Source organism: Prevotella dentalis DSM 3688 (assembly GCF_000242335.1).
Lineage (GTDB): Bacteria > Bacteroidota > Bacteroidia > Bacteroidales > Bacteroidaceae > Prevotella > Prevotella seregens.
On the sequence record NC_019960.1, the window covers coordinates 936,642 to 958,015 of the forward strand.

Consider the following 21,374-nt stretch of genomic DNA (forward strand, 5'->3'; position numbering starts at 1 on the left):
ATACAAGAAAGAAGAGACAGATGAAAGTAGCCATTGTCATATTGAACTGGAACGGCGAGCAGATGCTCCGCACATATCTACCCACCGTCCTGAAATACTCTCGGGCTGAGGCCGACACCTATGTAGCCGATAATGCCTCGACCGACGGCTCCATGCAGTTGCTTGCCGATCAGTTTCCTGAGGTCAAGACCATTCTGCTCGATCGCAACTATGGGTTTGCTGAGGGCTATAATCGGGCCTTGGCTCAAATCGATGACGATTGCTACGTGCTACTCAACTCGGACGTAGAAGTGACACCTCACTGGCTCACACCCCTCATTGCCCTGATGGAACGCGATTCCGAAGTGGCAGCCTGCCAGCCCAAGTTGCTGGCAGAATTCCAAAAAGACCACTTCGAATATGCAGGGGCTGCGGGGGGATTTCTCGACCGCTACGGTTATCCTTTCTGTCGGGGCCGCGTGTTTGAGGAAGTGGAGGCCGACCATGGACAGTACGACCAGCCAGCTGATGTGCTCTGGGCTACAGGGGCCTGTCTCATGATTCGCGCCCAGGACTATTGGCGGGTGCATGGATTCGATCACCGCTTCTTTGCCCACAATGAGGAGATTGACCTGTGCTGGCGGCTGCGTCAACGGGGCCGCCGCATTATGTGCGAACCCTCCAGCCACGTCTTCCACGTGGGTGGGGGAACACTACCCAAGGGAAATCCGATGAAGACTTTCCTGAATTTCCGCAACAATCTCACCATGCTCTACAAGAATCTACCCGCGAGCGAACTGGTACGTGTGATGGCTGCGAGATGGGTGCTCGACCATATGGCAGCCTTACAGACCTTACTGGTGAATCACAATTGGAGCGACTTCGTGGCCATTCTCAGGGCTCGGCGTGCCTTCTGGAAATGGAGACACGATTTCGACGACGACCGCAACGAGATCCGCCGCACACGCGTCGCAGCCCCCATTGCCGAACGAAAGCCCTACAGCATTCTGTGGCTCTATTATATAAAAGGTATAAGAAAGTTCTCCCTATTCGGCTAAGACTGTTTTGCCACTACATCCCAAATGCGTTCGAATATGGAACGCAGTCGGGCCGGATCGGCTATGGTGGCTCTTACTTCACGAATCTTTTCCTCATTGGGCGAGTTGGGGATCCAGAGTTTAATGTACCCTCGGGCACTATATTTTTCCTCCATGTGTGCACAGAACCGCTTCCACTGTCCCTCCTTGTCAAGCTGGGGCTGGTGTTCAAAGCCGTATTCAATGGCCCGTGTAAACACCACCTCCGGATCCAGATCACGGTCTGCTTCGGCCACAATCTTGCCGTAGATGCTGCGCGGTTCATGCGAGGCCGAAGCCCGATGATCCTCCACCGCCTCTTTCATAATACTGATTTGCGTCGGTGAAAACCACTTGCGCAACCGGGCATCTGCTGCCAAAATCTTGCCGCCGGTCACATGATGAATAGCCCGCGGACCGCTCATGCCCAAGTCATGATAGGCCGCAATAGCATAGACCATATTGATGTCGGCCCCAAGTCTGCGGGCCAGCATCAGCGAGTTGGCTATTACACGTTGCACATGCCCCAGTCCATGAGAATGTCCAAAAGCGGTGTACTTAGGGAGAATATTGGTCTCTACAAACGACATCAAGTCGAGACTCACGTCCATCATGCAGTTGTTTTCTTGTTGATTTGCTTTGCAAATATAGCAAATAATGTTTATTTTTGCAAGCAATTATGGACGAATCTCACGTAAAAACAAATTCCTTGCGGGCGTGGGTGCTGGCCGCTCGCCCCAAGACACTCATAGGGGCCGCCGTACCTGTGATGGTCGGGGCAGCACTGGCCGTAGCCGACACCGGAGGGCATATCGAGTGGACACCCTGCTTTCTGTGCTTTCTCTTTGCTTTTCTGATGCAGATTGATGCCAACTTCGTGAACGATTACTTCGATTTCCGACGTGGCAACGACGCTACAGAGACCCGTCTCGGCCCCCGCCGTGCCTGCGCCATGGGATGGGTGACACCGCGTGCCATGCTGTGGGCCATAGCCATAACTACGGGTGCAAGCTGCCTTGTGGGCTTGCCTTTGATAAGATATGGAGGTTGGCAGATGATTATTGTGGGAGTGCTCTGTGCGCTGTTTTGCTTTCTCTACACCACTACCCTCTCCTATCATGGACTGGGCGACGTGCTGGTACTCGTGTTCTTCGGGCTTGTCCCCGTATGTCTCACCTACTACCTCTCGCTACCTACCGCCATGCAAACCATCACTGCCGAGGCGGTTGTGGCCGCGCTGGCCTGTGGCTTCGTCATCGACACACTGCTGCTCATCAACAATAACCGCGACATCGACAATGACCGCCGTGACGGCAAGCGCACACTCGTGGTACGTGTGGGCCACCACTGGGGCATGACGCTCTACCTCTGGTCAGGGCTGGTGGCCTTGGGATTGGGTATCTGCTTCGTGTTTCGAGGCCACTGGCCGGCTTTCGTGCTGCCCGCGTTGGCCTATCTCTGGCCTCACCGCCAAGCTTATCGCCACTTGGTGAGTATCGACCACGGTCAGGCACTCAACGGCGTGCTGGGCGAAACGGCCCGTAACATCTTCATCTATGGAGCAGCCACAGCCGTGGGCTTCCTGCTATCTATGGTCATGGAATAGCTTCAAACAATGAACGAGGAGCGGCGTTGTCACAGTATGACAACGCCGCTCCTCGTTCATCTTCGGTCTATCCAATAGATAGCTAAACCTTTAGATATGGTTTACTATCCACTCGCCAATCTCTTTGGTACCGTACGCCTTGCCACCCTCAACCTGAATCTCGGGCGTACGGATGTTGGACTCCAGTGCCTCATCACAAGCCTTACGGATAGCTGCCCCTTCCGCATTGAGACCGAAGTGCTCAAGCATCATGGCAGCAGAGAGAATCTGCGCCAGTGGATTGGCAATGTTCTTGCCGGCTGCCTGGGGCCAAGAGCCATGAACCGGCTCGAAGAGCGGCGTATGTTCGCCCAGTGAGGCCGAGGGCTGCAGACCCATGGAGCCTGTGATGGCACTGGTCTCGTCGGTAAGAATGTCTCCAAAAGTATTCTCCGTAACTATCACATCGAAGAATCGAGGCTCGGTGAGCACGCGCATCGAAGCATTGTCGATGAACATGTAATCCACGTTCACGTCGGGATAGAGAGACTCCATCTCCTGAGCGATCTGCCTCCACAGGCGCGAGCTGGCCAGTACATTGGCCTTGTCGACCACGGTGAGGTGCTTATTGCGCTTTTGCGCAAACTCAAAGCCAACCTTCAAGATACGTTCTATCTCGGGCCGGTAGTATATATCAGTGTCGTAGGCCTTGTCGTTGTCTTGATATTTCTCGCCGAAGTACATGCCGCCCGTGAGTTCACGAATCACCACGAAGTCGGCCCCTTTGATGAGTTCTTCCTTGAGCGGCGACTTGTGCAACAGACAATCGAATGTAGCCACGGGACGCACGTTGGCAAAAAGGCCTAGCTTCTTGCGCATGGCCAACAGACCGGTCTCGGGACGCACTTTCAGTGTGGGGTCATTGTCGAAGCGAGGGTCGCCCACAGCGGCAAAGAGCACGGCATCGGCATCCATGCACACCTTGTAGGTCTCCTCTGGGAAAGGATCGCCCACCTCGTCGATGGCATGTGCACCACACAAGGCTTCGTGATAGACAAACTCATGGCCGAATTTCCGGGCTACAGCATTGAGCACATTGATAGCCTGGGGCATGATCTCAGGCCCGATGCCGTCGCCGGCCAGAACAGCAATGTTCAGTTTCATACTTATCTTTGATTATAGGGTTGATACTTACTTGACGGTCTTTTCGCTCTCAATAATGTTGAGCATCTTGAACGTAGCTTTGATCGCAGCCTCGGTTTGGTCGGCATCCAGGCCGTGTGTACGGATGATGCGTCCGCCCTCCTCGTGCCACGTAATGATGGTCTGCACAAGGGCGTCGGTGTGTCCACCCGGCGGAATAGTCACCATATAGTTGGCCAGCCGGGGGAAAGTACGCCCGAGTTTGGCCTTGTAGATGTCACGCAAAGCCTTGACAAAGGCATCGTACTGGCCGTCACCCGTAGCGTCGGCCGTATAGACCTGCCCGTTGATTTCCACCTTGATGCTGGCAATGGGCTTGAGTCCATAGGATGTGGAGACCATGTAGCTGAGCAGCTTCACCCGGTCTTCTTGCGTGTCGTGCTTCAGCACATCCGACACGATATAAGGCAGATCGTCCTGTGTCACCACCTCCTTGCGGTCTCCCAGTTCGGTAATGCGCTGCACCACCTTGCGGGTCTGCTCGGCAGTAAGTTCCATGCCCAGTTCCTCCAAATTGCGCTCAATGTTGGCCTTGCCCGAGTTCTTGCCCAGCGCATACTCGCGCTTACGACCGAAACGCTCCGGCTTCAGGTCATTGCAGTACAGGTTGTTCTTGTTGTCGCCATCGGCATGCACGCCAGCCACCTGGGTAAAAACATTCTCACCAACGATGGGTTGATTGGGCGCCACGGCTATTCCACTGTAGTCCTCCACCACGCGGCTAATCATGTTCAGCTGGCTCTCCTTGATGTTAGTCTGCACGTGAATCTGATCTTTCAGGATGGCTTGCACACTGGCCAGCGGCGCATTCCCACAGCGTTCTCCCAGTCCATTCACTGTGACATGCACGCCTGAGCAACCACACATGACTGCTGCCAACGTGTTCGATACGGCCAGGTCGTAGTCGTTGTGGGCATGAAAATCAAAATGCTTGTCGGGATAACGGCTCAGCATCTGCTGCATATAGTCCATGCACTGCAGGGGGTTCATGATGCCCAGTGTGTCGGGCAGGAGGAACCGTTCGATGCGGGTTCCCTTCATGGCCTCCATAATTTGATAGACATATTCGGGCGAATCTTTCATGCCCGAACTCCAGTCTTCCAGATACAGATTCACGCGAAGGCCCTGCCGTTCGGCATAATCGAGCACATCGAGAATATCGTCAATATGCTGCTGAGGCATCTTGTGGAGTTGCTGGGTGCAGTGTTTCAGCGAGCCCTTGGCCAGCAGATTAATGACCCGACCGCCGCAGTCGCGAATCCAGTCCACCGACTTGTCATGGTCTACAAACCCCAGCACCTCGATACGGTCAAGGTAGCCCTCGCGTTCAGCAAACTTGCAGATGCGCGTCACAGCATCTTTTTCGCCCTCAGACACGCGGGCCGAGGCCACTTCTATCCGGTCTACATTGACATCCCTCAACAGCATGCGGGCTATCATCAGCTTCTCGTGCGGCAAGAAACTCACGCCATTGGTCTGCTCGCCGTCGCGCAGCGTGCAGTCCATGATTTCTATCGTGGCCCTTTGCCGGCCTGTCTGACCCATATTCATATTATGCTTGTTTCCGTTCATAGGCTTCCACTTTGATACGGTTCTCCACCAGGAAGTCCACATCGTCGAGACCGTTCATCAGGCAGTGTTTCTTATAGCCGTTGATGTCGAAATGCTCGCTGTGCCCCGTAGCCAGGTTGGTTACCGTCTGGTTGGGCAGATCCACGCGCACCTCAGTCCTGTGGTCCTTGTCAATGCTACGGAAGAGTTCCTGCAGGAATTCCTCGCTCACTACCACCGGCAACACGAAGTTGTTGAGCTCATTGTTCTTGTGAATATCGGCAAAGAACGAGCTGATGACCACACGGAAACCATATCCGGCAATGGCCCAGGCCGCATGCTCGCGGCTGGAGCCGGAACCAAAGTTCTTGCCGGCCACAAGGATAACACCCGAGTAGCTGGGATCGTTGAGCACGAAGTCCGCCTTCAGACTGCCATCCTTGTTGTAGCGCCAATCGCGGAAAAGATTGTCGCCGAAGCCCTTCTTGTCGGTTGCCTTGAGGAAACGGGCCGGGATGATTTGGTCCGTATCTACGTTTTCGAGCGGCAAGGGGATGCAGCTCGATGTGATAATATCGAATTTCTGTTTCATCGTTTTCTGTTTTCGCCTTTACATGAAATCTCTGGGATCGGTAATCTTGCCGGTAATAGCCGCTGCCGCTGCCACAAGCGGGCTGGCCAGAATGGTGCGCGAATCCGGCCCTTGACGGCCCTCGAAGTTGCGGTTGGAGGTGGACACGCTGTAGAGTCCGGCCGGCACCTTGTCATCGTTCATGGCCAGACAAGCCGAGCAGCCCGGCTGACGGATGGCAAAACCAGCCTCGTGCAGCACCCGGTCGAGCCCCTCGTCCTCTATCTGTTTGGCCACGGCCCAAGAGCCGGGCACAAGCCAAGCCACCACGTCGGCCGCTTTCTTGTGTCCCTTTACCAGCGAGGCAAAGGCCCGGAAATCTTCGATACGGCCATTGGTGCAGGCCCCGAGGAACACGTAGTCTATCTTGTGTCCCAGCAGTTTCTCGCCGGGCTCGAAGCCCATGTACTTGAGACTCTTGAGGAAAGAAACCTGTTCGGTCTCATCGATTTCGGCCAGCGTGGGCACGCTGCCACGGATGCCGATGCCCATGCCGGGATTGGTGCCGTAGGTGATGCGCGGCTCAATGTCGGCGGCATCAAAGACAAGTTCTTTGTCAAACACGGCATCATCGCCCGAGCGCAACGTCTTCCACCGGGCCACCGCCTTGTCCCAATCGGCCCCCTTGGGTGCATACTTGCGGCCCTTGATGTAGGCAAAGGTGGTCTCGTCGGGGGCGATGAAGCCGCCGCGCGCACCCATCTCGATGGAGAGGTTGCAGAGTGTCAGCCGGCCCTCCATGCTCATGTCGCGTACCACATCGCCGGCATATTCCACAAAAAAGCCCGTGGCTCCCGAGGTGGTGAGCTTCGCCATGAGATACAACGCTACGTCCTTCGCCACCACACCGGGGCGCAGTTTGCCGTTGATGCTGATGCGCATCGACTTGGGTTTCTGCTGCAAGATGCACTGGGACGAGAGCACCATCTCCACCTCCGACGTGCCGATGCCAAAGGCCACGGCCCCCATCGCTCCATGGGTAGAGGTGTGCGAGTCGCCGCACACGATGGTCATGCCCGGCAACGACAGGCCCGTCTCGGGGCCCACCACATGGATAATGCCGTTCTCCTTGGTGTTCATCTTGAACTCCGTCACGCCAAACTCTTCACAGTTGCGGTCGAGCGTCTCTATCTGCTTGCGGCCCACGGCATCCTCCACGGGCTTATCCTGGTCGTGAGTCTGGATGTTATGGTCGGGCATGCAGTAGACCTGGTCGGGGCGGAACACCTTGAGTCCGCGCTGACGAAGCCCGTCGAAAGCCTGTGGCGACGTGACCTCATGGCAGTACAGCCGGTCAATGTAAAGCTGGGTGGGACCGTCTTCCACAACCTGCACGACGTGGCTGTCCCAAATCTTGTCAAATAATGTATTCATGTTCGCTATAATTCGTTCGCTTTTTATTTTCTGAATTTGTTCACACAGTCGAGATAAGCCTCCACCGAAGCCGTCACAATGTCGGTGTTGGCGCCGAAACCGAAGTAGACATTACCGTCATATTCCACCTGCATGTGCACCTTGCCCACATCGTCCGAGCCCTTGGAGATGGCCTGAATGGTGAATTCCTTAAGCACCATGTGCTTGTGAATGATGCGCTTCAGTGCCTTGATGGCAGCGTCCACCGGGCCGTTGCCCGACGACGATTCCTCGAATTTCTGCCCCGCAATGTCCAGTCCAATGCTGGCCACATTACGCACGCCCTTGCCGGCCGTCACCTGCAAGTAGTCCAGTTTCACGGCATGATTGGCCGCCGTGTCGGCACCGGCCAGCATCAACACATCGTCGTCGGTTATCTCTTTTTTCTTGTCGGCCAACCGCAAGAAAGCTTGATAGATGTTGTCCAGCTTCTCTTCATCGTCCACGTCTACGCCGTTCACCTGCAGCCGATACTTCAGCGCGGCGCGGCCCGAACGGGCTGTCAGCACGATCTCGTTGTTGTCCAAGCCGATGTCCTTGGGGTCGATAATCTCGTAGGTCTGCACGTTCTTCAGCACGCCGTCCTGATGAATGCCGCTCGAATGGGCAAAGGCATTACGCCCCACGATGGCCTTGTTGGCCTGCACAGGCATGTTCATCAGCGACGACACCATGCGCGAGATGGGATAGATCTTGCGCGTATTGATGTTCGTATCGATGCCAATGTTCTTGTGACACTTCAGTATCATGGCAATCTCCTCCAGCGAAGTGTTGCCCGCGCGCTCGCCGAGACCGTTCACAGTTACCTCCACCTGACGCGCGCCGGCGAGCACGCCGCCGATGGTGTTGGCAGTGGCCATGCCCAGATCGTTGTGGCAGTGGGTCGAGATGACGACCTGGTCGATGTTGCTCACATGCTCTTTCAGAAAGCGAATCTTGGCTGCATACTCGTCGGGCATGCAGTAGCCAGTGGTGTCGGGAATGTTCACCACCGTGGCTCCGGCCTTGATGACGGCCTCCACCACACGGGCCAGATACTCATTGTCCGTGCGTCCGGCATCCTCGGCATAGAACTCCACGTCCTCCACATACTTCTTGGCGTAGGCCACGGCACGCACTGCACGCTCGATGATTTCCTCGCGCGTGGAGTTGAACTTGTACTTGATGTGGGAGTCGCTGGTGCCTATTCCTGTGTGGATGCGCTTGTGCTTGGCAAACTTCAGCGAGTCGGCAGCCACGTCGATGTCTTTCTCCACCGCACGCGTGAGCGCACAGATGGTGGGCCATGTCACGGCTTTCGAGATTTCTACCACCGAATTGAAGTCGCCCGGCGAGGAGATAGGGAACCCGGCTTCAATCACGTCCACGCCGAGTAGCTCCAGTTGTTTGGCCACCTGTATCTTCTCCACCGTGTTCAATTGGCACCCCGGCACTTGCTCGCCATCGCGTAGCGTCGTGTCGAAAATGTAAAGTCTGTCGCTCATGCTGTTGTTATTGTTTTGTCCTTTTAAACGAAAAAAGCCTTCCCACTCAACGGAAGTGGAAAGGCTCTGCTATGTCGTCGCTCGTCAGACACACGTGCACACATTCTCACTTCCGGCCACAGGATGCAGTCGAATGCTAATCGCAATGCTTAGAATGATGTATGAGCGTGTCATCTGTTCTTTCTCTTTTATCTGCTTGCAAAGGTAAACAATTCAGCCGACACAGGCAAATAATCTGTTACTTTTTTGCTTGTTTTCATGATAAATCAACATCATCTAAAAGGGATTCACCGTCGGAATGCCGCCGAAAGGGTCGCCGTCGTCCTGGTTCAACCGGGAACTGATGATCTCTCCACCGCCAAAATCGGCGGGCAGCGGGGCCAGCATGGCGTCCTCGGGATTGGCAAATCGGGTGTACTGCCCCTGGAAAGCCAGCAGCACATCGCCCGTAGCACCCTTACGGTGCTTGGCTATAATGATCTGTGCCTTGCCGCGCAGGTCGTTGCCTTTCTCGTCTTCATAGATATGATAGTACTCCGGACGGTGCACGAAGAGCACCAGGTCGGCATCCTGTTCAATGGCTCCCGACTCTCGCAAGTCGCTCAACTGGGGTCGCTTTCCCTCCAGTCCTTCACGGTTCTCCACCGTTCGGTTGAGCTGCGAGAGGGCCAGAATGGGGATGTCGAGTTCCTTGGCCAGGCCCTTGAGCGAACGCGAGATGGTGGATACCTCTTCCTGCCGGTTGCCAAACCGCATGCCGTTGGCATTCATGAGTTGCAGGTAGTCTATCATGATGGCTTTCACTCCTTTCTCGCGCACCAGCCGCCGCGCCTTGGTGCGAAGCTCGAAGATCGACATGCCCGGCGTGTCGTCAATATACACTGGTGCTCCCGTCAGCTTGGCCAGATTCTTGTCGAGCCGCTCCCACTCGTCGCGGGCAAGCTGGCCATTCATAATCTTCTTGCCCTCGATTTCGCACACATTCGAGATGAGTCTGTCCACTAGCTGCACGTTGTTCATCTCCAAAGAGAAGAAAGCAATAGGCGTTTGATAGTCCACGGCAATGTTCTTGGCGATGGACAAGGCGAACGAGGTCTTGCCCATGGCAGGGCGTCCGGCAATGATGACAAGGTCGCTCTTCTGCCAGCCCGAGGTCATATCGTCGAGCTTGGTAAAGCCCGACGGGATGCCCGTGAGGCCGTCGGAGTTGGCCGATGCCTTCTGCAAGATGTCCACAGCCTGGCGTATCACGGGGTCGATCTGGGTGTAGTCCTGCTTCATGTTACGCTGCGAGAGCTCGAAGAGGTTGCCCTCGGCCTCCTGCATCAGCTCGTCCACGTCGACTGTGGCATCGAAAGCCTTAGTGCCGATATTGCTGGCAAAAGAGATGAGCTGGCGGGCCAGGAACTTCTGATGGAGTATCTTGGCGTGGTATTCTATATGGGCCGACGAGGCCACCTGGGCCGTGAGGTCCACCACGTAGGTGGCCCCACCCACGTCGTCGAGCGTGGCCTCGCGCTGCAGCTCGTTGGTCACGGTCATGATGTCCACCGGCGTCTCGTTCATGTTGAGCGTCTGGATGGCGGTGAATATCTTCTGGTGGCGCGGTTCGTAGAACGTCTCCGGCCGCAGCATTTCCGAGACCACCGAGAAAGCGTCCTTGTCTATCATCAGTGCACCCAGCACCACCCGCTCCACGTCGGGGGCCTGCGGCTGCAGGTGTCCGTAGGCCGGATCGATGGGGGCCGGGGCTTTGCGGCGGTTGGCCACAGGCCTGCCGCTATTGTTGTTTTCTGGCATGTCGTCTTGATTTTATAGTCGCAAAATTACGAAAAAAACGCCAATCTGCCCCCGGATTCAAAAAAAATAAGAACAGGGATTCGCTTCTCGTCAGATTTTGCGTATTTTTGCATAGACTAAAACCCGAATGCCATGCTGACATTTCCCTGTGCAAAGATAAACCTCGGACTAAATATCATCGCCGAGCGTGCCGATGGTTTCCATGACTTGGAAACCGTGTTCTACCCCGTTCCCCTGACCGACGTGCTCGAAATCAAGCACATGGATCCCGACTTTCCCTCGGCGACACCCTGCGACCTCAAGGTGACGGGCAATGCCGTGGACTGCGACGAAGCGCAAAATCTGGTGGTCAAAGCCTACCAATTGCTGGCCGCCGAGTACGAGATACCGCGCATCCATGCCCACCTCTACAAGCGCATCCCCTCGCAGGCCGGGCTGGGCGGCGGCTCGTCCGACGGGGCATTCATGATTCGACTGCTCGACGAGCGCTTCCGTCTCAACATTGGCATTGCCGAGATGGAGCGTCATGCCGCCCGTCTGGGCTCAGACTGCGCCTTCTTCATCACCGCCGAACCCTCATTCGCCACCGGGCGCGGCGAAGTGCTCGAACCGGCCGACGGCCCACGGGGCAATCTCAAAGGCTACTGGCTGGCCCTGGCCAAGCCCAACGTGGCCGTGTCCACCCGTGAGGCTTACGCCCAGATTCGCTGCCAAAAGCCGGCCAAGAGCTGCCGCGACATCGTGCGCCAGCCCATCGAAACCTGGCGTCGGGAGCTCACCAACGACTTCGAGACACCCGTGTTCAAGGCCCATCCCGTGCTGGCCGACATCAAGCAGCGGCTCTATGACCTTGGGGCCGTCTACGCCCAGATGAGCGGCAGCGGTAGCGCCATCTTCGGCATCTTCCGCCAGGAACCCGCGGGGCTGGCACAAGCCTTCCTCGGCCTCTTCACCCACTGCGCCCGGCTCTGACTCTATATATAAAAGGTGGAGCCTTATATATAATAAGGTGGAAGCCCACCCACGGCAGACAGTCGGCTCCGCAAACTGGCTGATACCACAACGCCGCGACATCTTTCTAAGAGGATTGTCGCGGCGTCTTCGTGTTATCATAGCAGTGTAATCGCAGGGCCGTTACGGCGTAATCGCAGGGCCGTTACGGCACAATCGCGGGGCCGTTACGGCACAATCGCGGGGCTGTTACGGCGCAATCGCAGGGCTGTTACGGCGCAATCGCAGGGCCGCGGCGGGCTCATCGCCAGTTGGGGCGCGGCCGATGGTGCCCACGCGGCCCGGGACAGCCGTCGTGACGGTCGAAGCGCGGCCCCGGATCCATGCCGTGACGGGGCATGGGGCGCGGAGGCTCGGCATGCCAGCGACGGCCCCCACCCCGATAGACGCCAAAGGCCACGGGACGGCCGCGATAGAAACGACCGCGGTCGTAACGGCTGTATACCAGCCAGTTCCAGCGGTTGTGGGCCCAGAACACCGGCCTGTAGAAATAGTCGGCAGCGGCATAAGCCCGATATTGCAGCGTGGCCAACACGCGGCGCAACTCGCGGTTGCGCCAGTCCCAGGCAGGGCCATAGACCGTCCGGCGGCCGTCGAGCCCCATCAGATAGTCGAGGTTGATTTCATAAACAGCCTCGTACTGCTCGTCGGTGAGGTCCAGTTCGTAGGCCATTTTGTCGGCCAGAAAGAGCGCCCGGTTGCGGGCTTCGTGGTATGACATGGCGCAGGTGGCAACGGCTACGACTGCCAGCATCACCATCATCATCGTAAATCTTTTCATGGTTGCAGCGTTTAAAGGGTTCAACATCGGGTTCTTGTTTTCTCTGTGGCAAAGATAATGGCTGCACGCCGAAACAGAAAACAGAAATACCTAAAAGGGCGACGGCATTTCCCTATTGCTGAGCGGGGAATCCCCCGACGGGGCAGCCTTTTGGAGAAAAAAACGACATTTTTAACCCTTTTTGCATGGCAGTAACGTTTTTTTTCGTAACTTTGCACCTCGTAAAGTATATAAACATCATTTCTATATTAATAAATTCAATCACTTATGAAGAAAATTTTATTTGCCGCTGCCATGCTTTTCATGGGTCTGGGCAGTGCTAATGCGCAGATAGCCTACGAGAAAGCAGGCTTCTTCGACAACGTGTATTTAGGCGTTGAGGCCGGTGTGACCACTCCGCTGACTTTCGACCACATGTTCCCCATGAACACCACAGCCGGCGTGAAGGTGGGCAAGCTCTTCAGTCCGCTCTTTGGCGCCAACCTGGAGGCCCTCGTGGGCTTCGGCGACAACGGCATAGCCAACAGCCATACATTTGCCCGCGTGTTCAACATTGGCCTGAACGGTACCGCAAATCTCACCAACATCTTCTGCGGTTACAGGGCTGACAGGACTTTCCAGGTGAGCACAGAGCTCGGCGTCGGCTACTCCATCATCTACGGTGACCCGTATCTCATCTCAGTGAACAACATGGGCGACGACACCGAACTGACCGGCAAGAGCGGCCTTATCTTCGCTTGGAACCTCGGCCAGAAGAAGGCTTGGCAGCTGTATGCAGAGCCCGCCATACTGTGGAACCTCACTCCGGGTCCCGGCGACGCCATCCACTTCGACAAGAAATTTGCCCAGCTGGGTCTCTTCGTAGGCCTGAACTACAAGTTCCTGACCTCCAACGGCACCCACAACTTCAAGGAGTGGAACATTGGACAGCTGAACGACGAGATCAACTCGCTGCGCGCCCAGCTGGCCGAGAAGCCCAAAGTGGTGACCAAGGAAGTGGTGAAGGAAGTAGTGAAAGAACTGCCCGGCAAGGAGATCAGAATCGAGAATCTGGTGTTCGTGACTTTCGAGCAGGCCAAGTACTACCTCACCCCGCAGGCCAAGAAGGCCCTCAACGCCGTTGCTTCCGGCAGCCACGTGCAGATTATCGGTACCGCCTCGCCTGAGGGTTCCAAGGAGTTCAACGACAGACTGTCTCAGAACCGTGCCAACATCGTGGCCGAATACCTGAGCTCCAGAGGCGTGATCGTGGACGAGGCACTCGGCAAGGGTGTGCAGGGCGTGACCTCCAACCGTCTGGCTATTGTCTACGTGAAGTAAGCTCCGCCGCTTGGCGAAACCATCAATCAGCAATCCCCTGCTTGCCATGGCAAGCAGGGGATTCTTGTTTTCCTGTCTCACTGCCGCAAGGCGGTGGCGGCAAGGGCCGGCCTCAGTCCGGCAGACAGAAAAGAAAGTCGGAGAGACGGTTGAGATAGACCAGCAGCACGGGCGGCAAAGCATCCTCCCGTTGCAGGGCCACCAGCCGCCGCTCGCAGGTGCGCACCTTGGCACGGGCCATGTGGATGGCGGCGTCGGCCAGGCTGCGGCCAGGCAGCACGAAGTCGAACCGACGGCCCTCGGTGGCCGTGCGAACAAACTGCTCCATGCGGTCTACGGCGACCGAGAGCACATCCGCTGCGGCCGGATCCGGGCGGCGGGCCACCACGGCCATGAGCAGCATGAGCTCGCGCTGCACGGTTTCGTAAGGCTGCGACTGCCCGGTGGCAGCCTTGCAGAGGCCCAACAAGGCGTTGAGTTCGTCGAGCTGGCCATTGAGCTCGATGCGGGCATCGTCTTTCGGCACACGGGTGCCGTCGTAGAGCGAGGTGGAGCCTTGGTCTCCTTTCTTGGTTGTAATGTTCATAGGGATAAGGTTTTCAGGGATGAGCCGTCGTCAGGATCGACTGACGATGACATAAATAATGATGGGCGCACCCACCAGCGGCGTGACGGCGTTGAGCGGCAAGGTGCCGGCTTCGCCGGGCAGACTGGTGAGCACGTTGCAGAGCAGGGCGATGGCACTGCCCGAGAGGATGGTCATGGGCAGCAGCTGCCGATGGTCGGCCGAGCGCAACAACAGGCGAGCGATGTGGGGAACAGCCAGTGCTATAAAGGAAACGGGGCCGCAGAAAGCCGTGACCACAGCCGTAAGCAGACCGGTGACCACGAGCAGCACGTTACGCACGCGACGCACATTGACACCCAGATTGCCGGCATAACGCTCGCCCAGAAGCAGGGCATTGAGCGGCTTCATGAGCAGCAGCGAAGAGCCGGTGGCGGCCACCGTGACGGCGGCAAAGAGGGGCATCTGGGCGGCAGACACGTTGCCGAAGTTGCCCATGCCCCACACGGCAAAGCTCTTGACCCCCTCCTCGGTGGCGAAGAAGTTGAGCAACGTGATGGCACTCGAGGCCAGATAGCCTATCATGATGCCGATAATGATGAGCACCACGCCGCTGCGCACCATGCGGCTGAACATCCACACCAAGGCGGTGACACCGATGGCCCCCACAAAGGCGGCAGCCACCGACGAGAGATAAGAGAGCGCAGGCGGGAGCAGTGCGGCGGGAGCCAATGTGAACAGGGCCACCGCCAGACTGGCTCCGCTGGTCACCCCGAAGATGTCGGGGGCCGCCAGCGGATTGCGGAAAGCGGTCTGCAACAGCAGTCCGCTCGCTGCCAGTGCGCCGCCGGCCAGCAGGGCGGTGAGCGCCTGGGGCAGCCGGCTCTCAAGAATGATGAACCGCCAGCTCTCGCGCTGCCCGGCATCACCGCCCAGAATGGCCAGCACACTGCGCAGGGGGATGGCCACCGCCCCGTGCACCAGGCTCAGGACGAAGAACAAAGAGATGGACAGCAGGAGCAGAAGATAGGTTCGTTTCATCGTGATGGGGAATGGACGGGCGGCGACGGCAGCCTTTGCCGCCGGCCGGCACCGCCGTGTAAACAGGATGGGAAATATCAGGAGCCGAGGCGGCGATAGTAGCGTAGCCCGCCCAGATCGGTCTCGGGATGCAGCAACTGTATCATCTCGCGCAGCAGATAGTCGGGCCGAAAGCTCACCTCCTCAAAGTAGGGGGTGAACGAGGTGCCGCACTCGTAGATGTCGCCCGTGCGAAAAGCCTTCAGGGCCGCGTAGCCATGAAACTCCCGCAACAGGTCGGCACGCGTCAGCATGCGCGGCCCGCTATACTTGAAAGCCCACACATCGCTCTCGCCCGCCCGGTCGATGATTTGCTCGAATGAGAGGGCCAGGCTGCCGCCGTGGCGGTCGGCCGAGAAAGCGTAACGGCCATGGGCGTCGCGAATGATGGTGCCGATGCTGCTGGATCCGCCGGGCGTGTACCAGGTGGCCCCGGTCTTGCGTTCGGTAAGGATGCTTCGACCCAAGGGCAGACGGGCGGCCCGGAGGCGGAGCGACTGGTAGGTGGAGTCGACCACATGGAAGAGCGAGTCGGCGCGCTGCCCAAAGTCGAACAGCCGGCCGTAGTAGCGCATCCATTCGGCACGGCCCAGTGCCGAGGTCTCCATATAGTCGGCGGCCTGGATAATGGGGATGCCCAGCTTCTCCAACCGGCCGAAACCGCCGCTCCCTTCAAAGGGACTCACGATGATGGCATCGGGTTGCAGTTCGGCGATTTTCTCAATATCGGGGCTCATGGCATCGCCGCAGTCGGCTATCTGGCCGCTGCGCACCCGTTCCTGAATGTCGGGAATGAGCATGTATTGCAGGTCGCACACACCCACGATGCGGCTGGCCAGCCCAAGGTCTTCGAGCAACTGGCAGTGCGAGGTGGTGAACACCACGACGCGACGAAGCGGCTGGACGATGGTATAAGTCTGGAGCGTTCTGCCCTGATGCCAGGGATCTGCCACGGTCACCTCGGTGCCCTCGTCGCCCCGATCGACCAGCGTGAGCAGACGGGCATGGCGCAGGGCAAGGGTGTCGCCCGGCCCGGCGGCCCGCCGTGTGGCTGTACCACACGAACCGAGCAGCAGGGCCGCGACACCCACGAGCCATAGGAAACGGTGTCTCATTCCGCTGGATTACTTGATTTCCTCGTCGTAACTCCAGAAGACAATGGTTCCGGGGCTCACGCCGCAGGCATGCTTGCCCAGGAACGTACCGTCTTTTTTATAGACGGCGAAGTAGCCGTCGGTGGTGTAGCTGGGCGTGCCGGGCTTGTCGGGATTCTCATTCTGCGAGCTGACGTAGACGTTTTCTGTCCACGGATCAACGGCAATGGCATAGGGGTTGAACAGTTCGCTGCCGACAATCCACTTGCTGACGGTCTTGGCTTTGAGGTCATAATAAGAATAGGTGGGCGTGCTGCCGTAGGGTGCATTCACCATGTAGAGGCGGTCGCCGCCCACGGCAATCATCGTGGCGTTGCCGATGGTGGTCACGGCATCGGTCGTCGTATTGATCTGCTGAACGGTGGCCGACACGTCGTTATAGTTGCCGGTGCTCACCAGAAAAAGGTCTGAGCCACTCACGACAAGCTGTGTGGGGTTGTCGAGCACGGCTATATCCTTCACCTTGTCAAGCCCGGCACTGAGCTTCACCACGTTCTTGTTGTAGGTGTAATCGGCGTTGTAGGCATTGCAAACGTAGACATTTCCGCCCACCACGGCGATGCCCTCAAGCCGCTGGCCCACCACTTCGGAGCTGTCGACCACCTCGTGGCTCTTCTCGTCAATCTTGTAGACGCGACCAGTATAAGAGGAAACATAGACGGCATTGTCGTCGTAGGCCAGCTCGCGCGGCTGGCGAATCTTGGCCACTGCAACCGACTTCATCGTCTTGGCATCGACGATTTCGACGCGATTTTCATCGGTCGTCGCGATATACATTTCGCCTTTACGGTTGATGACGGCATTGTTGGGCGTGCCACCGAGAGAGCGTCCGTTCACCGTCTGGAAGATGTTGCGGGTGGGCGTGAGCTGGTTGTCGGCACCAAAGGCATAGTAGTCAAGGCTGCCGTTCACCTTATTAAAATAGCTGCCTTCGTTGAGCACATACACGCCAGCAACGGTGCGCATGGGCACGGGCTGGTCTTTCTTGTTGTTGTCATCGTCACCGCAGGAGGTGAAAGCAAGCAGCCCAACTGCCATGCAGAGGGCGAGCGATAAATACTTCTTCATGTTTGTTGTTTGAATATGGAATGATTGATGTTATAGTGTCCAGCCCGCCGACAGCCGCCATGAACGGCCGGGCATCGGGTAATGGGCTACAATGTCGTATTGCTTGTCGAGCAGATTCAGGAGTGCACAGCGCAGCGTGAGACTGCCCCGGCGGATGGAGAAAACGCGGTAGGCCGAGAGATCGAGCGTGGCAAAGCCGGCCATGCGGGTGCCGTCGGCGTGCTCGTTGGTGGCCCAGCGGCCGTCCATGCCGCTCAGCGTAGCCGAGACGTTGACCCAAGGATTCTGCCAACCCAGCGTGGTGGCAAAGGTCTGGCGCGGCACGTAGGCTATCCGGTTATTATAATAAGGTGAAGCACGACGTGTGTGGTTCAGCACATGCTGCAGACTGTAGTTGGCCGTGAGTTCAAGTTGGTGGCGGGCCGAGGGGTGCCAGGAGGCCGCGGCGGTGAGGTCGAGACCGCGCATGGCCACGCGTGCCATGTTCATCATGCGCCACACGAACATGTTGAAAGGGATGGCTACTATCTTATCGGAGACGCTGGCCACGTAGCCGTCGGCCGTGAATTGCAGCGTGGCGGGCCCCACGGAGAGGCGGCCCGTCAGTCCCAAATTCCACTGGCTGGTGCGCTCGGGGCTGAGATCGGTACTGCCAATATGGTAATAATAAAGCTCGTTGAACGTGGGCACACGGAAGATGCTCTTCCAGAAAGCGCGGACATAGAGGGCCCGGGCGGGCAGCAACTGCCACGACACCGCCAGCGAGGGCGACCATCGGTGGGCATCGGTAGCGGGCGTGCCCTGCCCCACCCCGTTGAGATAGTTGGACCAAAGCAGCCGGCCCGTGGCCGTGAGACGGCCTGTGGCAACCTTGACGGCCAGCGACTGCAGGATGCTGTGACGGTAGGGATGCACGCGGACTGCCCCGCCCACGGTGCTGGTGGGGGTGGAAAGCGTGCTGTTCAGATTGTTGAATTGGTAGTCAATGGCGTAGTCGGCCGACAGCCATTGTGTGGGGACGTAGAGCCAAGAAGTGGTGGCATAGTACTCGCGCTGCCAGTAGCGTTCGCTCTTGATGCCGCCGCTGGCAATGCCAACATCATAGATTGAAGCATTCCAATTGGCCTTGCCGGCGGCCTTAAGCAACCAGCTGGCGGACAGCCGGCCCGTATATTGCACTTGCGCAAAGGCGTTGCGCTCCTTGAGTCGCTCGTCATTGTCCTGCGTATAAAGATGGACAATGCCCGGCAACCGGCGGGCGTGGTCGTTGTAATAGACTTTGGCACGGAGCTGTTGTCCGACTGCGGGCAGCCACTGTACGTTCAGTTCGCCCCGTCCACTGCCCAGCCTACTGTTCTGTCTGCACTCACGGGTGACGAGGTTGACATTGGTCAGCGTAAACGGATAGTCGTTCTTGGCATGGAGCCAATCGCCTTGAGCACAGAGCTTCCATCGGCGGCCAAACTGTCTCCGCCAGTAGAAAGAGGGCTCCACCATGCCCCAGGAGCCTGTGGTGAGCCCTGCCCGCAGGGTAGGTGCAGCGGCTGTAGGCATGCCCCAGTCGGTGTCCATCTGCAACGTAGAAGCCGCAGCCATGTTGCGTGCCGGCACAAAAATGTCATCGCCGTCGCCGATGATGAGATCCAGCCGCTGCATGTTGGCCAAGGAATAACGGCTCAGGTCTATCTCGCCCGTCTGGCAATCGGTGAGGGCAATACCGTCATAAATCACCGCGGTATGCTTGGCCCCGATGCCCCTTACCGACACCGTCTTCATGCCGCCAGCCCCTCCATAGTCTTTGACGACGATGCCAGCCACATGCTTTAGGGCATCCTCGATGCCGAATACACCCAGCCGCAGCATCTCCTCGCGCCCCATCTGCTGACGCGGCACGGCCGAGGCAACGCTGTTGCCGGGGGCAACAGCGGTCACCTCCACGCCGTCAAGCGAAATGGAGTCGGTCTGGGCCGCAGCCCCACAAGGGCACACCGCCAGCGGCAACAGGGCGAAATGTCTCTTTCTCATTCTTCCTCGAGAACTGGAAATGAACCGTAGGCAATGGCAGGTCTTCTGACTCACGGCCTCCGGCATGCGCCTTCCCGAAAAATGTTCAGTGGCTTGTGCATGCCGGACTAATGCCGATTACAGCAGCGGGACTGTTCGGGACTTTCACCCGATTCCCATTTTAATCCCCTCGAAACGGGGAACCAATTGCGGTGCAAAGATAACAAAAAATCAGCAACCGACGGACAAAAGCCTCACCGATTGTTGATCTCCTCGATCAGTTTCACGGCATCAACATACTGGGCAATGCCTTGAGCCACCTCCTTGGCGGCTTTCATGGCCAACACAACGGTCTGTGGACGATGCACCACGTCACCGCCGGCGAACACGCCGCGCCGCGTGGTCATGCCAAAAGGGCGCTCCAGAATCTTGACATAACCTTTCTCGTCGACCTCGATGCCCTCGGTGGTCGAGACTATGCGGTTGGCCGGACGCGATCCGATGGCTAGATAAATGCGGTCGAAAGGCTCGATGCGGTCGCCCTCGTCGGTGTGTACCATGACACTGCCCAGGCGGCGGCCATGGCCTGGCATGAACTCCGTGACGCTCGACTGCCACCAGAATTTCACTCCCTCCTTGACGGCTTCTTCGTACTCGCTGCGGATGGCGGGCATCTCTTCTTCCGTGCGACGATAGATCACTGTGACGTCGGCTCCCAGCCGGATGGCCGTACGGGCGGCATCCATAGCCACATTGCCACCGCCAATCACGCCCACACGCTCACCCTCGCGCAACGGCACCATGTCGCGGCTGATGGCTCCCTCATTGTAGGCGGTGACTTGATGCAGCAGGTAAGTGGACTGGCTCACACCGCGCAGCTGGGCTCCTTTCACATGGTTCATGTCCTGCGGGACGGCCGTTCCCGTGCCCATGAAGATGGCATCAAAGCCTCGACCGAACAAGTAGTCCACGGTAACACCGTTCTCTCCCACCATGGTCTTGGTGACAAAGTCCACGCCAAGCTCGCCGATTTTTTCGATTTCGGCCCGCACCACGGCCTTGGGCAACCGGTATTCAGGGATACCAAACATGAGCACGCCGCCGGGTTCGTCCTGCCCCTCGAAGATGGTGACCGAGAATCCCTGGCGTGCCAGGTCGCCGGCCACGGTAAGCCCAGCAGGCCCCGACCCAATGACGGCCACCTTGCCACGGCTTTTCTGCGGCAGTTTCTCACGGGTAAGCCGCATCTCCGTGTCGAAATCGGCAATGAAAGACTCTATCCGCCCAATCTGTATGGGCTTGCCCTTCTTGTTCAAGATGCAGTTTCCCTGGCACTGTTTTTCGTGCGGACACACCCGTCCGCAGATGGCCGGCAGGTTGGATGTCTCGTTGATGACCGACATGGCATCGCCGATATTGCCCTTGGAAAGCTGGTGGATGAATTCTGGGATGTTGTTGTTGATGGGACATCCCTTGCGACATAAAGGCACCTTACAGTTCAAACAACGCTTCGCTTCCTCGACGGCTTCCCGCATGGTAAACGCTTGATGAACCACCTGAAAAGCATCATTCTCCTCTTGTTGACTCATACCTATTTCCTCTTTAAATGCTTGTACGCTATGCTTTGTTTTGTTATCTCCAGATTGCAAAAGTAAGAATTAATCGAGGT

General features: G+C 57.6%; 18 protein-coding genes and 1 riboswitch. Of the genes, 4 read left to right on the forward strand and 14 right to left on the reverse strand.

Features of this window, described 5'->3' with window-relative positions:
- Positions 1-20: 20 nt before the first annotated feature.
- Entirely contained in the window at positions 21-1,037 is a 1,017-nt protein-coding gene (locus tag PREDE_RS03840) for a glycosyltransferase family 2 protein (protein WP_005844285.1), read from the forward strand.
- On the opposite strand, the gene PREDE_RS03845 is transcribed toward PREDE_RS03840, so the two are convergent.
- A complete protein-coding gene (locus PREDE_RS03845; protein WP_005844287.1) occupies positions 1,034-1,669 on the reverse strand; it encodes an HD domain-containing protein in 636 nt (211 codons plus the stop codon). The two genes, PREDE_RS03840 and PREDE_RS03845, sit on opposite strands and share 4 nt — an antisense overlap.
- Before the next feature lie 65 nt (positions 1,670-1,734).
- Between PREDE_RS03845 and menA the strand changes: the two genes are divergently transcribed.
- On the forward strand, positions 1,735-2,661 hold the full coding sequence (gene menA, locus PREDE_RS03850; RefSeq protein WP_005844289.1) for a 1,4-dihydroxy-2-naphthoate octaprenyltransferase: 927 nt from the start codon (positions 1,735-1,737) through the stop codon (positions 2,659-2,661).
- Positions 2,662-2,751: 90 nt separating this feature from the next.
- On the opposite strand, the gene leuB is transcribed toward menA, so the two are convergent.
- The 6 genes from leuB to dnaB form a co-directional block, all read right to left on the reverse strand.
- Positions 2,752-3,804, reverse strand: coding sequence for a 3-isopropylmalate dehydrogenase (leuB, locus tag PREDE_RS03855; protein ID WP_005844291.1), 1,053 nt, complete (start codon positions 3,802-3,804; stop codon positions 2,752-2,754).
- A 27-nt stretch (positions 3,805-3,831) separates the two neighbouring features.
- A complete protein-coding gene (locus PREDE_RS03860; RefSeq protein ID WP_005844293.1) occupies positions 3,832-5,415 on the reverse strand; it encodes an alpha-isopropylmalate synthase regulatory domain-containing protein in 1,584 nt (527 codons plus the stop codon).
- Positions 5,396-5,986 (reverse strand): 3-isopropylmalate dehydratase small subunit, encoded by a 591-nt coding sequence (leuD, locus tag PREDE_RS03865; RefSeq protein WP_005844295.1) that lies wholly within the window; start codon positions 5,984-5,986, stop codon positions 5,396-5,398. Before leuD ends, PREDE_RS03860 begins: the two co-directional genes overlap by 20 nt.
- Before the next feature lie 18 nt (positions 5,987-6,004).
- Positions 6,005-7,399 carry a 3-isopropylmalate dehydratase large subunit gene (leuC, locus tag PREDE_RS03870; protein ID WP_005844297.1) on the reverse strand — a complete coding sequence of 465 codons (1,395 nt, stop codon included), beginning with the start codon at positions 7,397-7,399 and terminating at the stop codon, positions 6,005-6,007.
- Between the two features lie 23 nt (positions 7,400-7,422).
- Positions 7,423-8,922, reverse strand: coding sequence for a 2-isopropylmalate synthase (locus PREDE_RS03875; RefSeq protein WP_005844299.1), 1,500 nt, complete (start codon positions 8,920-8,922; stop codon positions 7,423-7,425).
- 276 nt (positions 8,923-9,198) lie between these two features.
- Positions 9,199-10,722 carry a replicative DNA helicase gene (dnaB, locus tag PREDE_RS03880; protein ID WP_005844301.1) on the reverse strand — a complete coding sequence of 508 codons (1,524 nt, stop codon included), beginning with the start codon at positions 10,720-10,722 and terminating at the stop codon, positions 9,199-9,201.
- Positions 10,723-10,854: 132 nt separating this feature from the next.
- Between dnaB and ispE the strand changes: the two genes are divergently transcribed.
- A complete protein-coding gene (ispE, locus tag PREDE_RS03885; protein ID WP_005844303.1) occupies positions 10,855-11,694 on the forward strand; it encodes a 4-(cytidine 5'-diphospho)-2-C-methyl-D-erythritol kinase in 840 nt (279 codons plus the stop codon).
- A gap of 280 nt (positions 11,695-11,974) precedes the next feature.
- On the opposite strand, the gene PREDE_RS03890 is transcribed toward ispE, so the two are convergent.
- Complete coding sequence (locus PREDE_RS03890) at positions 11,975-12,514, reverse strand: hypothetical protein (protein WP_154648436.1); 540 nt, start codon at positions 12,512-12,514, stop codon at positions 11,975-11,977.
- 267 nt (positions 12,515-12,781) lie between these two features.
- Between PREDE_RS03890 and PREDE_RS03895 the strand changes: the two genes are divergently transcribed.
- Positions 12,782-13,834 (forward strand): OmpA family protein, encoded by a 1,053-nt coding sequence (locus PREDE_RS03895; protein ID WP_005844310.1) that lies wholly within the window; start codon positions 12,782-12,784, stop codon positions 13,832-13,834.
- Positions 13,835-13,946: 112 nt separating this feature from the next.
- On the opposite strand, the gene PREDE_RS03900 is transcribed toward PREDE_RS03895, so the two are convergent.
- From PREDE_RS03900 to PREDE_RS03925, 6 genes are all read right to left on the reverse strand, one after another.
- Positions 13,947-14,420 (reverse strand): cob(I)yrinic acid a,c-diamide adenosyltransferase, encoded by a 474-nt coding sequence (locus PREDE_RS03900; RefSeq protein ID WP_005844312.1) that lies wholly within the window; start codon positions 14,418-14,420, stop codon positions 13,947-13,949.
- A 30-nt stretch (positions 14,421-14,450) separates the two neighbouring features.
- Positions 14,451-15,440, reverse strand: coding sequence for an iron ABC transporter permease (locus tag PREDE_RS03905; RefSeq protein WP_005844314.1), 990 nt, complete (start codon positions 15,438-15,440; stop codon positions 14,451-14,453).
- 77 nt (positions 15,441-15,517) lie between these two features.
- Positions 15,518-16,594: an ABC transporter substrate-binding protein gene (locus PREDE_RS03910; RefSeq protein WP_005844316.1), complete on the reverse strand. Its 1,077-nt coding sequence runs from the start codon at positions 16,592-16,594 to the stop codon at positions 15,518-15,520.
- Between the two features lie 9 nt (positions 16,595-16,603).
- Positions 16,604-17,701 carry an NHL repeat-containing protein gene (locus PREDE_RS03915; RefSeq protein WP_005844318.1) on the reverse strand — a complete coding sequence of 366 codons (1,098 nt, stop codon included), beginning with the start codon at positions 17,699-17,701 and terminating at the stop codon, positions 16,604-16,606.
- Positions 17,702-17,731: 30 nt separating this feature from the next.
- Positions 17,732-19,726 (reverse strand): TonB-dependent receptor, encoded by a 1,995-nt coding sequence (locus PREDE_RS03920; RefSeq protein WP_005844320.1) that lies wholly within the window; start codon positions 19,724-19,726, stop codon positions 17,732-17,734.
- Positions 19,727-19,744: 18 nt separating this feature from the next.
- A riboswitch (cobalamin riboswitch) is annotated at positions 19,745-19,928 on the reverse strand.
- 31 nt (positions 19,929-19,959) lie between these two features.
- Positions 19,960-21,294: an NAD(P)-dependent oxidoreductase gene (locus PREDE_RS03925; RefSeq protein ID WP_005844322.1), complete on the reverse strand. Its 1,335-nt coding sequence runs from the start codon at positions 21,292-21,294 to the stop codon at positions 19,960-19,962.
- Between the last annotated feature and the right edge of the window lie 80 nt (positions 21,295-21,374).

Bases quoted from the DNA above. Each gene is read 5' to 3' on its own strand.
- PREDE_RS03890 (WP_154648436.1), bottom strand. From the start codon at position 12,514: ATGAAAAGATTTACGATGATGATGGTGATGCTGGCAGTCGTAGCCGTT.
- PREDE_RS03860 (WP_005844293.1), bottom strand. From the start codon at position 5,415: ATGAACGGAAACAAGCATAATATGAATATGGGTCAGACAGGCCGGCAA.
- dnaB (WP_005844301.1), bottom strand. From the start codon at position 10,722: ATGCCAGAAAACAACAATAGCGGCAGGCCTGTGGCCAACCGCCGCAAA.
- leuB (WP_005844291.1), bottom strand. From the start codon at position 3,804: ATGAAACTGAACATTGCTGTTCTGGCCGGCGACGGCATCGGGCCTGAG.
- PREDE_RS03845 (WP_005844287.1), bottom strand. From the start codon at position 1,669: ATGATGGACGTGAGTCTCGACTTGATGTCGTTTGTAGAGACCAATATT.
- PREDE_RS03925 (WP_005844322.1), bottom strand. From the start codon at position 21,294: ATGAGTCAACAAGAGGAGAATGATGCTTTTCAGGTGGTTCATCAAGCG.
- PREDE_RS03900 (WP_005844312.1), bottom strand. From the start codon at position 14,420: ATGAACATTACAACCAAGAAAGGAGACCAAGGCTCCACCTCGCTCTAC.
- PREDE_RS03840 (WP_005844285.1), top strand. From the start codon at position 21: ATGAAAGTAGCCATTGTCATATTGAACTGGAACGGCGAGCAGATGCTC.
- leuC (WP_005844297.1), bottom strand. From the start codon at position 7,399: ATGAATACATTATTTGACAAGATTTGGGACAGCCACGTCGTGCAGGTT.
- PREDE_RS03910 (WP_005844316.1), bottom strand. From the start codon at position 16,594: ATGAGACACCGTTTCCTATGGCTCGTGGGTGTCGCGGCCCTGCTGCTC.
- leuD (WP_005844295.1), bottom strand. From the start codon at position 5,986: ATGAAACAGAAATTCGATATTATCACATCGAGCTGCATCCCCTTGCCG.
- menA (WP_005844289.1), top strand. From the start codon at position 1,735: ATGGACGAATCTCACGTAAAAACAAATTCCTTGCGGGCGTGGGTGCTG.
- PREDE_RS03875 (WP_005844299.1), bottom strand. From the start codon at position 8,922: ATGAGCGACAGACTTTACATTTTCGACACGACGCTACGCGATGGCGAG.
- PREDE_RS03905 (WP_005844314.1), bottom strand. From the start codon at position 15,440: ATGAAACGAACCTATCTTCTGCTCCTGCTGTCCATCTCTTTGTTCTTC.
- PREDE_RS03915 (WP_005844318.1), bottom strand. From the start codon at position 17,701: ATGAAGAAGTATTTATCGCTCGCCCTCTGCATGGCAGTTGGGCTGCTT.
- ispE (WP_005844303.1), top strand. From the start codon at position 10,855: ATGCTGACATTTCCCTGTGCAAAGATAAACCTCGGACTAAATATCATC.
- PREDE_RS03920 (WP_005844320.1), bottom strand. From the start codon at position 19,726: ATGAGAAAGAGACATTTCGCCCTGTTGCCGCTGGCGGTGTGCCCTTGT.
- PREDE_RS03895 (WP_005844310.1), top strand. From the start codon at position 12,782: ATGAAGAAAATTTTATTTGCCGCTGCCATGCTTTTCATGGGTCTGGGC.